Annotated in this window: 10 protein-coding genes; 1 reads left to right on the top strand and 9 read right to left on the bottom strand. The window is 69.4% G+C overall.

Features of this window, described 5'->3' with window-relative positions; translation table 11 throughout:
• Window positions 1-1,004 precede the first annotated feature (1,004 nt).
• Complete coding sequence (locus ACQP0U_RS03085) at window positions 1,005-1,655, bottom strand: CGNR zinc finger domain-containing protein (protein WP_433315587.1); 651 nt, start codon at window positions 1,653-1,655, stop codon at window positions 1,005-1,007.
• Window positions 1,656-1,811: 156 nt separating this feature from the next.
• On the opposite strand from ACQP0U_RS03085, the gene ACQP0U_RS03080 reads away from it, so the two are divergent.
• A complete protein-coding gene (locus tag ACQP0U_RS03080) occupies window positions 1,812-2,993 on the top strand; it encodes an MFS transporter (RefSeq protein WP_433315585.1) in 1,182 nt (393 codons plus the stop codon).
• Window positions 2,994-3,074: 81 nt separating this feature from the next.
• Here the strand turns inward: ACQP0U_RS03080 and ACQP0U_RS03075 are convergent, their stop codons facing one another.
• From ACQP0U_RS03075 to ACQP0U_RS03040, 8 genes are all read right to left on the bottom strand, one after another.
• Window positions 3,075-4,448, bottom strand: coding sequence for a glycoside hydrolase family 6 protein (locus ACQP0U_RS03075; RefSeq protein WP_433315583.1), 1,374 nt, complete (start codon window positions 4,446-4,448; stop codon window positions 3,075-3,077).
• A gap of 232 nt (window positions 4,449-4,680) precedes the next feature.
• Window positions 4,681-5,658: a carbohydrate kinase family protein gene (locus ACQP0U_RS03070; RefSeq protein WP_433315581.1), complete on the bottom strand. Its 978-nt coding sequence runs from the start codon at window positions 5,656-5,658 to the stop codon at window positions 4,681-4,683.
• 15 nt (window positions 5,659-5,673) lie between these two features.
• Complete coding sequence (gene ahcY / locus ACQP0U_RS03065; RefSeq protein ID WP_433315579.1) at window positions 5,674-7,119, bottom strand: adenosylhomocysteinase; 1,446 nt, start codon at window positions 7,117-7,119, stop codon at window positions 5,674-5,676.
• Between the two features lie 106 nt (window positions 7,120-7,225).
• The gene (locus ACQP0U_RS03060) at window positions 7,226-7,378 is read right to left on the bottom strand and encodes a hypothetical protein (protein WP_433315578.1); all 153 of its coding nucleotides are present in this window, start codon (window positions 7,376-7,378) and stop codon (window positions 7,226-7,228) included.
• Between the two features lie 290 nt (window positions 7,379-7,668).
• The gene (locus tag ACQP0U_RS03055) at window positions 7,669-9,744 is read right to left on the bottom strand and encodes a multicopper oxidase family protein (protein ID WP_433315577.1); all 2,076 of its coding nucleotides are present in this window, start codon (window positions 9,742-9,744) and stop codon (window positions 7,669-7,671) included.
• Between the two features lie 105 nt (window positions 9,745-9,849).
• A complete protein-coding gene (locus ACQP0U_RS03050; RefSeq protein ID WP_433315575.1) occupies window positions 9,850-10,509 on the bottom strand; it encodes a response regulator in 660 nt (219 codons plus the stop codon).
• Window positions 10,506-11,624: a sensor histidine kinase gene (locus ACQP0U_RS03045; protein ID WP_433315574.1), complete on the bottom strand. Its 1,119-nt coding sequence runs from the start codon at window positions 11,622-11,624 to the stop codon at window positions 10,506-10,508. The genes ACQP0U_RS03050 and ACQP0U_RS03045 overlap by 4 nt, the downstream gene beginning before the upstream one ends.
• 209 nt (window positions 11,625-11,833) lie before the next feature.
• Window positions 11,834-13,138 carry a cellulose binding domain-containing protein gene (locus ACQP0U_RS03040; RefSeq protein ID WP_433315572.1) on the bottom strand — a complete coding sequence of 435 codons (1,305 nt, stop codon included), beginning with the start codon at window positions 13,136-13,138 and terminating at the stop codon, window positions 11,834-11,836.
• Window positions 13,139-13,245: the final 107 nt, after the last annotated feature.

Here is a 13,245-nt window from a genome sequence, read left to right as displayed (position 1 = left end):
CTCTATCAGCCGTGACTGCCCCGTAGACGCTGTCGGCTGGCTAGCCGGTTCTTCCGGGCCTTGTCCTGGATCTTCTTGCGGGCTGCGCCGGGTGGCGATGAGGACCCAAGCCGGCGGTGGCGTTGGAGCCGTGCCGGTGCAGCTGGGGCGGAAACCTGGTGTAGGGGTGTAGGGGTGTCGGCGGTGATCATGATGCTTGAATGGTCGAGCAGGATCTTCAGGTCGGGCCGGGCTCGTGTTCGAGCGACGCGGCCACGTTCTGCAGTCGTGCAGCCGCACCGGTGGCAGCGCGGCGCCTTGGCCGAGCTTGCGGGAGCGGGTGGTGGCGTAGTTCGGGTTGATCGACGGGCCGTCGGCGCGGGTAAACACGTACCCGAAGTCGTGCCGACTTCTGCCGGCTGCGGCGCGTTGGTCCCGCCACACCTCGCGACGAACACGACCGGCTCCGCGCCATACTCCACAGCGCAGCCCGCACCGGCCTCGCAGTGCAGAACCGGACCGGCCACCCCAACCTCGCTCAATACCTCATCGGAGAAGTTCTCGGGGTCGGTCATCACCACCCGGCAGGCGCAGCGAAACTCGCCACGCTGCTAGCCCAAGCTCTCGCGGCACCGTAGATTGACGCGGCACGGCAAGTTCGCCGGGTCCCGGCAAGTGCCGAATCGGACCAACCGAAGCACGGCCTGAGCAGGGATAACGCCTGTTCTGCTGATCTTAAACAAGCGAGCACAGCAACGCACGTGTGCGACCCAATAACGCCAAGAACTGAACAGTAACCCGCAGGTCATCAGCCTCAGGGCACAGATAGAGCGTCGTCTTAGGAAACCGATGCTCTATCCCCTGAGCTACGGGGGCGCGAGCGCACAGTCTAGCGACCTTGGCACTCACCTGGGGTGGCAGGGAGTGACCCACGTTCACGCACGTCAACCGGACCCCTGTTTCCCCAGCCCAGCGAACACACCCCGGCCCGCTGGAGAGCACCTACCAGGCACATCATCGGCCGCCTACGCGTTGGGCGCCCGAGCGGCGCGGCGACGCTCGGTGAGCCGTCGTGCCTTCACCACGTTGCCGCAGTCGGCCATGCGGCACCAGCGGCGGGATCCGTTGCGGCTCTGATCGAGGAACAGCCAGCCACAGCCACCTTCGAGCACCGGGCAGCGGCGCACCCGGGTCAGGTCGGCCGTCAGCATGACGTCGAGGGCCGCCTCGGCGACACGGTCGGGCACCAGCATCGCCGGCACCGTGCCGTAGGCCAGTCGTACCCGCGACGAGTCGAGCACGAATCGTGCTCGGGCGGCCGCGCCGGACCAGCGCTGATGCAGTGCGACAAGCGCGGCGCCGGCCGCGACAGGGTCACCCGCCGTACGACCGTCCGCGTCGGTGATCGCCGCCAGCATCACGAGATAGAACCCTTCGCGGATGTCCCGCACGGCGACCAGCCCCGCGTGCGCCGTGGCAGGCTCGTCGCGCCACGCCCGGCCAACCTGGTCGGCCTCGTCGTCGGTGACCACGCCCACCCGGGCCGACCAGCGCAGCAGAGCGGAACTGTCGGGCAGGAAGTCGTGGGGCGATGAGCCCCCTCGCTCGAGGGTGTTGACCAGGTCGAGTGCGGGGTGCCCGCCGACCAACGGTAGCTGGCACACGTCGAGTGGCATGCGGGCAAAGCTACCACCTAAACCATCGAAGATGGTTTACCTATGCTACCGTCAAAACCCAGTTAGCCGGGATCACGCACGCGCATCTCACCATGTTCGGGATCTGGGAGGTAGCCAATGGGGCACCAACGACGTGCGGTCTGTGCGCTCGCCGCGTTGTCCGCTGCCACTTTCTGTTACGTCACCACCGAGGTGCTTCCGATCGGGTTGCTCACGCTGATCGCGCCAGACCTGGGACGGTCCAGGTCCGAGGCCGGCCTGCTGGTGACCGGGTACGCCGTGGTGGTCATGATCGTGGCGCTCCCGCTGACCCGGGTCACCCGGCGAGTGCCCCGGCGCCCCCTGCTCGCCGGCACCCTCGGCGTGTTCGCCGCGGCGACGACCGTGTCGGCCTTCGCAACGTCCTATGAGGTGCTGCTCGCCGCGCGATTGGTGTCCGCCACCACCAACGGTGTCTTCTGGGCTGTGGTGTTCCCGGTAGCGATCTCGATGTTCCCCGCGAACATCCGAGGTCGCATCGTGGCTCGGCTGTCGATCGGCAACGCTCTCGGCCCGGTCCTCGGCGTGCCGCTGGGCACCTGGTTGGGCGGGCAGGCCGGGTGGCGGGCGGCCTTCGTCGCGATGGCCGTCTTCGGCTTCGTCACCTGCATCGCTGTCGCCCTGCTCCTGCCGAGCGTCACACCGCAGCAGAGTGCGGGCGACGTCGGGCCGGCGCCGGATCGACACCGCTTCGTGGTGCTCCTCGTCGCCACCATCCTCGCGGTCACCGGCGCCATGGGCGCGTTCACCTACATGACCGTCTTCCTCCTCGACGTCAGCGGGTTCGCCGCGGCATCTCTCGGCATGCTGCTCTTCGTCCAAGGATCGTTCGGCGTGGCCGGCACCTGGGCGGTCGGCCGGGTCCTGGACCGGTTTCCGCTCGGTGTCGTACTGGCTCTACTCGGGCTCATCACCGCCGCGATGCTCGGCCTCTACGGGGTTGGCACGAGCAGGGCATTGACGATCCCGCTGCTCGCCGTGGCGGGGATGTCGTTCAGCTCGCTGATCGCGGGAATCCAGCACCGCATCATGCAGGTGGCCCCGTCGACCACCGACATGGCGTCGGCCAGCCTCAGCGTCGCGTTCAACGTCGGCCTCGCGGCAGGTTCGTTCATCGGCGCGGGCCTGCTGGCGACGGCCGGGGTGCGCGTCATCCCGTTGTTCGGTGGTCTGCTGACGGCTGCGGCGTTCGCGTTGCTCGCCTGCCACGAAATGGCCCGCAGGAGGAGGAGAGCCGCCGGAGTTGTCGCTGGTGATCCCGATCTACAGCCGGTCGGACATTCCGCAGCTCACGCTTGAGCCCCCGGCCGGGCCGCCGGACGGGGACGGGGCCCGGCGCGGAGAGTGGTCCTCCGCGCCGGGCCGCCGCATCGGGTGGGATCAGGCGGTCACACAGGTGGCCGTCGTGCTCGGGCCGGTGCCGGTGCCCTGGAAGCCGAAGTTTGTCGACTGCCGGCCGGGGACCCTTCCGTTGTAGCTCACGTTGGTGAACCCGACGGATCCGCTGGTGCCGCTGACCTGGGCGTTCCAGGCGCTGGTGACCGCGCCGCCGGGCAGGGCGACGGTCACGGTCCAGCCGTTGATGTCCGACTTGCCGGCGGTGACCGTCACGCTCGCGGTGAAGCCGCCGGCCCACTGGTTGACCGTTACCGACGCGTAGCAGCCGTCACCTGCCGGCGGCGTGGTGTTCGGAGGGGTGGTCGTCGGCGGGGTCGTGGTCGGAGGGGTGGTCGTCGGCGGGGTCGTCGTCGGCGGGGTGGTGGTGGGCGGGTTGGGCGCGCCGTTGGCGAGACTGAAGGCCAGGTCGGGCTGGAACGCACCGGCCGTGTAGCGGCAGCCATCCGCCTCCCCCGGCGGCTTCACCCACAGGTACGCGTCGATGTTGTTGTCGCCGGTGTTGGTCGTCGGGTACTGCCCGATGCGCCGGTCGGTGTTGTCGTCGCCGCACCAGTCGCCGCTGGCGCCCCCGTTGCGGCTGGTGTCGATGACCTGGCGCTTGCCCGAGATGCCCATGCCGTTGAGGGCGGAGATGACCGCCCGGCCGAAGTTCGCCTCGTTCGAGGTGGAGTTGTAGTTCGACACGTTGGTGAAGAAGCCGTCGGCGTACTGCACACCGGCTGCCCGGAGCCGGTTGGCCGTCTCACCGGAGCTGTTCCAGGTGGAGTGACCGCCGTCGAGGTACACCTTGGCGTTGGGGTTGCCCGACTTGATGGTCCGGGTGGCCGTCGAGATCGCCTCGTTGCGCGCGTTGATCTCGGCGCTGCTCAGGCATGTCAGCAGAGCGAGCGAGTCGGTTTCCAGGATGATGATGACGGTCTGGTTGCCCAGCCCCCTGGCGAAGTTGGACACCCACGTCTGGTACTGGTTGAGGTCCGGCGCCCCACCGGCGCTGGCCCCGCCGCAGTCCCGGTTGGTGATCTCGTACACCGCCAGCACCGGAATCTGCTGCGCCGCGTTGGCCGCGCCGATGAACCCGGAGACCTCGGACTGCACTGTCGACGGGTTGAAGTTGGCGAACCAGCGAGCTGCTGGCTGACTCGCGATCTTGTCGCGGATGACGGCGGTACGCGAGTCGCCGGGGTTGGCGGCGACCCAGCGGACGACGGCCGAACTCGGGTCGCGGTAGAGCGACCCGGACAGCGTGCCGGCCGATGCGCTGCTCACGGCGAGGCAGACGCCGACGACTGTGGCGCCCGCGACGGCCGCCACGCTGGCGGCCGCCGATCTGCGGCGGAGCGAGGAGAGGATAGCCACGACGTGTTGCCTCCAGATCACATTGATGTATCCAAGTCTATGGGAGCGTTCCCATGGACGGTAGCGGAGGCGCACGCCGCTGCCAAGACGTGAATACTCATCGATGCGATGGATGCCGACGTCTGAGTGTCACAGCAGACACCGCCGTCGGCCCCGACGACCTATACGGGCTGCGCCGATCACAGTCGCGCTCCCGCCGAACGTCGGGTGCCAGCAACGCCGGCTGGCCTGGTCAGACCCGGGCCAGCCCCAGCACGCGGACGTCGACCGCGACATCGGGGCCGTAGGAGTCGGCGATGCGGCGCTCGAAAGCGTCGGCGTCGACCGTGTATTCCTGCGGGCCCTCGACCTCCAGCACGTGCGCCGCCAGGACGCAGCCCACCTGTGCCGCGCGCTCGATGGGCAGGTCGGCGGCGAGCGCGGCGAAGAAGCCGGCCCGGAAGCCGTCGCCGACACCTGTCGGGTCGACGATGCCGCCGACCCGCGCCGCCGGCACCAGGAAGTCGCCGTCCTGCCCGGTGATCCGTACCCCGTTGGCGCCCAGGGTCACTACCCGCACGCTCACGCGGCGCAGGATGTCGTCTTCGCTGAGCCCGGTCTTCGACTCCAGCAGCGCCGCCTCGTACTCGTTCGTCAACAGGTAGCGGGCACCGCTGATCATCGCCTCGATGTCGGCCGACGGCATCCGGGCAAGCTGCTGCGACGGGTCGGCGGCGAAGGGCAGGCCCAGTCGGCGGCAGGCGGCGGCACGGGCGAGCATCGTGTCCGGGTTCTCCGCCGCGACGATGACGAGCCCGAGCCCACCGACCCGTGCGGCGACACCGTCGAGGCTGATCCGGTCGGGCTCGCCCATCGCGCCCGGATAGAACGACGCGATCTGGCAGAGGTCGGTGTCGGTGGTGCAGATGAACCGGGCGGTGTGTGCGATGGAGCTGACCTGAACCTCCGAACAGTCGACCCCGTGCCGCTCCAGCCAACTGCGGTAGTCGGCGAAGTCGCCACCGACCGCGCCGAGCAGCACCGGCCGGTGCCCGAGTTGCGCGAGCCCGAACGCGATGTTGGCCGCGACCCCGCCGCGTCGGACGACGAGGTCGTCGACGAGGAACGAGAGCGAGACGGTGTCGAGGCTGCCGGCGATGAGGTGCTCGGCGAACCGCCCCGGGAAGCGCATCAGATGGTCGGTCGCGATCGAGCCAGACACGGCGATCATGCGGGACGGGCCCTCTCAGTAGCGGTAGTGGTCGGGCTTGTAGGGCCCTTCGACCGGGACGCCGAGGTAGTTGGCCTGCTCTTTGGTCAACTCGGTGAGGCGGACACCCAGCGCGGCGAGGTGGAGTCGAGCGACCTTCTCGTCCAGGTGCTTGGGGAGGGTGTGGACGCCGACCGGGTACTGATCGGTGCTGGTGAACAGCTCGATCTGCGCGATGGTTTGGTTGGCGAAGCTGTTCGACATCACGAAGCTCGGGTGCCCGGTGGCGTTGCCGAGGTTCAGCAACCGGCCCTCGGACAGCACGATGATCGAGTGGCCGTCCGCGAACCGCCACTCGTCCACCTGCGGCTTCACGGTGATCCGTTCGACGTCCCCGCGCTTCGCGAGACCGGCCATGTCGATCTCGTTGTCGAAGTGGCCGATGTTCCCCACGATCGCCTGGTGCTTCATCCGCGCCATGTGCTCGTTGGTGATCACGCTGAAGCAGCCCGTCGCGGTCACGAAGATGTCGGCGGTCTCGACCACGTCGTCGATGGTCGCGACCTGGTAGCCGTCCATCGCCGCCTGGAGGGCGCAGATCGGGTCCACCTCGGTCACGATGACCCGCGCACCCTGACCACGCAGACTCTCGGCGCAGCCCTTTCCGACGTCGCCGTAGCCGAACACGACGGCGACCTTCCCGCCGATCAGCACATCGGTGGCCCGGTTGATCCCGTCGATCAACGAGTGCCGGCAGCCGTACTTGTTGTCGAACTTGCTCTTGGTCACCGAGTCGTTCACGTTGATCGCCGGGAAAAGCAGGTTCCCCGCCTGCTGCATCTCGTACAGCCGGTGCACACCTGTCGTGGTCTCCTCGGTCACACCCCGGATCCCGGCAGCGACCCGCGTCCAGCGGCGGTTGTCCTCCCGCAGCGACCGCGCCAACACACCGAGGATGACCTCGTACTCCTCGGAGTCCGCGCTCTCCGGCGACGGCACCGCCCCGATCGCCTCGAACTCGGCACCCTTGTGCACGAGCAGCGTGGCGTCACCGCCATCGTCGAGGATCATGTTCGGGCCCTGCCCGTCCGGCCAGAGCAGCACCTGCTGGGTGCACCACCAGTACTCGTCGAGGGACTCGCCCTTCCAGGCGTAGACCGGGACACCCGCGGGCGCGTCCGGGGTGCCGGTCGGGCCGACCACGATCGCCGCCGCGGCGTGATCCTGGGTCGAGAAGATGTTGCAGGACGCCCACCTGACCTGCGCGCCGAGCGCCACCAGCGTCTCGATCAACACCGCCGTCTGAATCGTCATGTGCAGCGAGCCCGTGATCCGCGCACCTTTCAACGGCTGCCGCGAGGCGTTCTCCCTCCGGATCGACATCAGACCCGGCATCTCGTGCTCGGCCAGCTCGATCTCCTTACGCCCGAAGGCCGCCAACGACAGATCCGCCACCTTGAAATCGCTGAAGTCGCCAGTCATGTCCGCACCCTCCCCCAGAAGCATCGAGGACCGTTGGAGTCCTGTTCAACCGCGATCGTGCTCCGCACACCGGGCCACCCCGGGCCCGGGTGCGGAGCGAGCGCCGTCAGGAGTTGCGGCTGGCCGGGTCGACCCGGGCGTACGTGAGCAGGTCGGCCATCGTGAACTGGCCCGAGAAACGGGCGGGCAGGGTCGGGCGCCAGTTGGGCTGCACCTTCAGGTAGCTCGCCGGGTCGAGCTGGGCGATGCCGATCAGCACCTCTGCCACGATTCGCCGACGGCGAGCCGGAGGGCGGCGGAGGCAGCGGGAAGCCGAACAGCGGCGTCGAGTTGCGGACGTCGATCCACTTGCTCCAGCGCACCTGGCCGTCGAAGAACTGGAACCAGAACTGGTGGTCCAGGTAGCGGCGGGCGGCCCGCTTCCCACCGCGCAGATCGGCCGGGTCGGAGAGTTCCGGGTTTCCGGTCGGCCCGCCGTTCTAGAGCGAGTCGAGGTCGAGGGCCGGCGTCCGGGGGTTGGCCCGGTGGAGGAAGGCTCGACAGGCCCGCCTACTCCGGCTGATTGGGAGTGCCGCGCCCCAGCTCATAGGGCGACGTCACGCCCTCGTAGGCGAGGTGCATCACCATGCCGTTGGCCGCGTGGTCGAGGTTGTGGCAGTGGTCCATCCAGAGCCCCGGATTGTCCGCCTTGAAGCCGATCTCGTAGATCTCGCCGGGTATCACGTCGAGACTGTCGATCCACCACGGCGACCCGGTCGCGCGAACCCCGTTGCGGGACAACACCAACGCGTGATGGCCGTGCAGATGCATCGGGTGGTTCTGGTGGCTGCGGTTGACGATCCGCACCTTGACCACGTCGCCCATCCGGACCATCAGCGTCGGCGTCTCGGGGAAGCTGTGCCCATTGATGATCGGCACCAGGTGGAGGCCGCCGTCGTAGAAGGACAGCCGGTCGTCGAGGAGCTGGGTGAACGAGCGATCGTACGACGAGCCCGCGTCGAAGGGCCGGGAACCGCCGGAGCCGTACGAGAGCGGGTCGAACTGGTCCCCGTCGTCGACCACCTTCGGTGTCGAGGTGTCACCCGGTGGCGCCAACACCAGCCCGCCGTCACGGTTGGCGAGGTCGGTCAGGCGCACCGGGCCCGCCGGCATCGTGAACGTCACGTCGTAGCGTCCACCTGTCGCCAACCCGAACCGCGGGTCGGTCAGCGGGGTCGGGCCGAAGACGTCGACCCCGTCGATGGCGGCGACCTGCACCGGCGTGCCGTTGACAGTCAGCGAGCGGGGACGGCTGTCGCCGGCCGGGTTGTTGTCGGTGTTGATCAGGCGCAGCCGCACCGGCGTGCCCGGGGCGACCTCCTGGCGTTGCAGCGTGTCACTCGTGCCGAACGAGACGATGTTGTCGTCCGGCGTACGCCACTCGTGTGCCATCACGACGAAGTCGCGCTCGCCGGGTGGTGGGCCGTCGCGTGGATCGACGATCAACGCGCCGAAGAGGCCCCGCCGAATCGCCTCCAGCGGGTTCTGGTGGGTGTGGTACCAGAATGTGCCGACCTGCTCGGCGATGAACCGGTAGGTGAAGCTGCCGCCCGTCTCCACCGCGTTCTGCGTCGCGCCGGCCACGCCGTCCTCACGGTTGGGCACGTCGAGACCGTGCCAGTGCAGTGTCACGTTCTCGTCGGGGATCTCGTTGTGCAGCGTCACCTCGACGAGGTCGCCCTCGCGGAGCCGCAGCTCCGGCCCCGGCGACTGACCGTTGTACGTCAACGCCCTGATCTCGGCGCCCGACGACAGACGTACCGTGGCGTTCCTCGCGGTCAGGGTGAAGGCCTTGTTGGGCTTGCCGGTCTGCGGCCCGCGCAGGTCGTCGACGGAGACCCCGCCGTGACCGCCGTGAGCGAACGACGGGCCACCGCCGTAGTCGACGTGGTCGTGGGACGTCATGGTCATCCGGTCGGGCAGCCTGCTGCTCTGGGCCACGTAGGTGATGCCAGCGGCCACGACCAGCACCGCGACGGCGGCCTGCGCGGTGGCGCGCAGGGCGGTGGCACGCCGACCCCGGCGCGTGAAGTCGGCAGCGGTGACGACCCGCAGGCGGTGCCCCTGCCAGAGCCACAGCACCAACACCGACAGGAGGATCGGCGCGGCATGGGTCGCGATGTCGTCGAGGTAGGAGGGGACCGGACGGGACACGTACGCGAAGTAGACGCCGATGACAGTCGCCACTGCCGTCACCTGGACCGGCACGACGAACCTGGGACTGGCGGCCGCGGAGCGCGTCTCGACGTCGACAGGCGCGTCGTCACGGTTGGCCAGGGCGCGCAGGCCCGGCACGGTCCAGATGACGACGGCCAGCATCGGCAGCAGCAGGAGCGGCATCTGCACGATCACGCGGTTGTCGGCGAAGATCCAGTCGACGGCGAGCATCAGCCCGATCGCAACGCACTTGACGACCAGCACCACCAGCGCGGCGACGAGCAGACGCAGCAGCCGGCGGGCGCCTTTCCGCAGCGTTTCGGGCGTCGGCCGCCAGGCCAGCCGCGTGGCGAGGACCGCTGCGGACAGCCAGATCAGGAACAGGACCCCGGCCAGGATCCCGTCGGCGTTCTCTCCGACCTCAAACATGACGCCAACGTACGGAAGGTGCGCGACGCATGGCATCCGGTGACGACCGGCCCGGGTGTACGGCGATCGCCGTAGCCGGGATCCCCCGCGACACAAGGGCCGTAGCTAGCTGCCGGGCGCGACGAGCCCCGTCTGGTAGGCGAGCACGACGAGCTGCGCGCGGTCGCGGACACGGAGCTTGACCATCGCCCGGTGGACGTGGGTACGGGCCGTGGCGGGGCTCATCGACAGCCGACGCCCGATCTCCTCATTCGTCAGCCCGCTGGCCACCAGGCTCATCACCTCGCGCTCGCGGTCGGTCAACACCGCCAACCGACCACCGTCCACAGGCGCCGGCGCGACAGTGCTGACGAACGCGCTCACCAGCCGACTCGTCACGCGCGGCGAGATCAGCATGTCGCCGCCGGCAACCACCCGCACCGCCTGGCGCAGCTCGTCAGGCTCGATGTCCTTGAGCAGGAACCCGCTCGCGCCGGCGCGGAGCGCCTCGAAGACGTACTCGTCCAGCTCGAAGGTGGTCAGGACGATGACCCGCACGGCCGGAAACCGTTCGACGATCGCGGCCGTGGCCTTCACCCCGTCGAGCACGGGCATTCGCACGTCCATCAGCACGATGTCGGGCCGGGTCGCGGCGACCATCTCGACGGCCTGGGCACCGTTGGACGCCTCACCGACCACCTCCAGGTCGTCGCTGTGGTCGAGCAGGCCCCGGAAGCCGGCCCGCACGAGCGTCTGGTCGTCCGCCAGCACCATCCGGATCGTCACGCTGTCTCCTCCACCTCGACCGGCAGCCGCGCGGCCACTCGGAACCCCCCGCGCTCCGACCGGGGCCCGGCCTCCAGCGACCCGCCCGCGGCCGAGGCCCGTTCCCGCATGCCGGCCATCCCGTGCCCCCGCCGGCTCGTCCCGGCCCCGACCCCGTCGTCGACGATCTCCACCGTGATGGCGTCACCGGCGTAGGTGATGGTGACGTCGACGGTCGTCGCCTCGGCGTGTTTGACCGTGTTGGTGATCGACTCCTGCACGATCCGGTAGACCGAGAGCGCCACCTCCGGCGGGATCGGGCGCGGGGTGCCGGCGATCCCCGACCGCACCTTCATGCCGGCCTGCTCGGCGACCGCGAAGACGCGGGCCAGATCGGGCACCTCGCCGGCGTCGCGGAGCATGCCGATCGCCGAGCGGACCTCGTGCATCGCGTCGCGCGCCGCGCCCCGGATACTCCGCAGCGCGGCTCGCGCCTCGGCCGGTTTGCTGTCGAAGATGTCGTCGGCGAGGCTCGCCTGCACACTGATCGCGGCGATCGTGTGACCGAGTACGTCGTGGACCTCGCGGGCGATGCGGAGCCGCTCCTGGGCGACCTCGTGTTGCCGCTCCTGACGCATCACCGCGAGACGCTGCTGCGCCTCGGCCAGCCGGATCCGGCGGGTACGGATCGTCTCGGCGAGCAGCACCACGGCCGCGAGCAGCGAGCCCTCTTCGAGGGTGGCCGAGAGGGCGGGGAAGAAGCCCTCGCCGAGCAGCGTGTACCGCATGACCAGCTCAAGGACGACGAAGAACCCGGCGACGACGAGCGCCCAGGTGAACCGGCCGGCGGCCGCGACGGAGAAGAGGGCGGCGGCCAGCGGGAGAGCGGGCGGGATGCCCGGGTACTCGAGCGCGTAGTAGATCATCAGCGCGGTGACCGAGCCGACGAGCACCAGCAACGGCCAGCGGCGTCGGAAGACCAGCAGGAGCCCGATCACCGCGCCGATCGCGTAGGCGCGCGCGTCCGGCGGCCGGGCGCCGGGCTCGTCGGCGACTCGGATCGCCACCGCCACCACGGCCGCGACGACGATCGCGATGAGGGCATCGATCGCGGTCCGTCGGATGGCCGGGTTCATGTCCGCAACGGTACGACGCGCGCACGGTCCGTTAGCGAGGGCTCCTTCCTAACCGAAAGCGTCAGCAAGGGGCCCGCACCTTCAGCCGCGGCCGAGAGTGAGGAGGGCCTGCCCGGTCGGGATCACCGTGCTGCCGGCAGCACTTGCCGCTGGCGGATGTCACGTGCGGGCCCGGAGCCGGTTGGCTCCGGGCCCTCAACCTGCCCCGGTCAGGGGCTGGTGCAGGTGACATTGCCGGGTGCGGTGGCGCCGTTGCCCGTGGCGGTGAACCCGAACGTGGTCGACGCGTTCGCGCCCACCGTGCCGTTGTAGGCGGCGTTCCTGACGGTGACGCTGCCGGTGGTGCCCGTGTTGATGCCGCTCCAGAGGCTGCTGATGGCCTGACCACTGGCCAGGGTCAGGCCCACGGTCCAGCCGTTCAGCGATGAGGTGGAGTTGTTGGCCACCGTCACCTCAGCCTGGAAGCCGCCGGGCCAGGTGTTGAGCGTCCGGTAGGTGGCGGTGCAGGTGCCCGGCCCGCCGGTCGGCGGCGGAGTGGTGGGCGGCGGGTCGGTGGGCGGTGGGGTGGTCGGTGGCGGGGTGGTGGGCGGCGTGGTCGTCGGCGGCGTGGTCGACTCGAACTGGTTGAAGAACCTCCAGATCTCACCCGAGGTCCAGGTCCGTGAGTCGTTGGGGCTGCCCGACCCGTCGACCGGGCTGGGGGTGTGGTCCCCGTCGAACGCCGCCCACTGCACGGGGTAGCCGGCTCGGCAACCCGCGTAGGCGGTGGTGATGTGGGTGAGGCTGCCCCGGCTCGGCTCGCGCGGGCTCTGCGCGGTGCAGCCGTTGTTTCGCACGAACGTGTCGCGGAGCTGCCGACCCTGGGAGATGTTCAGCACGCTGTCGTAGATGCCGTGGATGCCGAAGTAGGCGACGGGCTGGGTGCCCCCGTTGCATCCGCTGAGGTTGGCACCGGAGATGACGGTGACCGCGCGGATGATCGTGGGCCGGGCACAGGCCACCGCGTAACTCATCGCCCCGCCGTAACTCCAGCCCAGGGCGAAGCGCTGGGTGGTGTCCACGCAGAGGTCGTTCTCGATCTGCTGGGAGATGTCGTCGAAGAGGGTCAGGTCCCGACCGTTGGTGTTGGCCCAACCGGCGTTGAGGCCCTGCGGCGCGACGAAGATCGTGCTGTTGTTCGACAGTGGCTGAAGCCCGTAGTAGCCAGCCGAGGTGACGTTGTTGGCCGAGCCGTTCAACCAGTGGAAGCCGAAGATCAGTCGGTACGGGCGGTTCCGGTCGTACCCGTCCGGGATCCGCAGGTTGTACGTACGACTCTGTCCGCTGCTCTGAATCGTCCGTGTCCCGCTGGCGAGTGTGGGGGCCTTGCCACAGCCGGCGGTCGCCGCGAGGGTGCTGTTGGTGGCGGCCACCGCCGTCGCACCGAAGCCGCCGCTCAACACGCCGCCGGTGGTGGCCGCGAGGAGAAGCGCCGCGGCCGCGATGGATGGGAGGAAGAACCTACGTCTCAGCATTGCTTGGGCTCCTTGCCGTTCGGCGTCTGGTGCTCGTGGCTGGGCAGCGGCACAGGGGGTGTGCGGCCGCCACCCGTCGGCGCCGTGGCTGCCTGCGGTGGAGCGTC

Source organism: Micromonospora sp. CA-269861 (assembly GCF_050948505.1).
Taxonomy (GTDB): Bacteria; Actinomycetota; Actinomycetes; order Mycobacteriales; family Micromonosporaceae; genus Micromonospora.
Note: the sequence above shows the minus strand (reverse complement) of the source record. Positions and strands in the feature narration are given on the sequence as shown.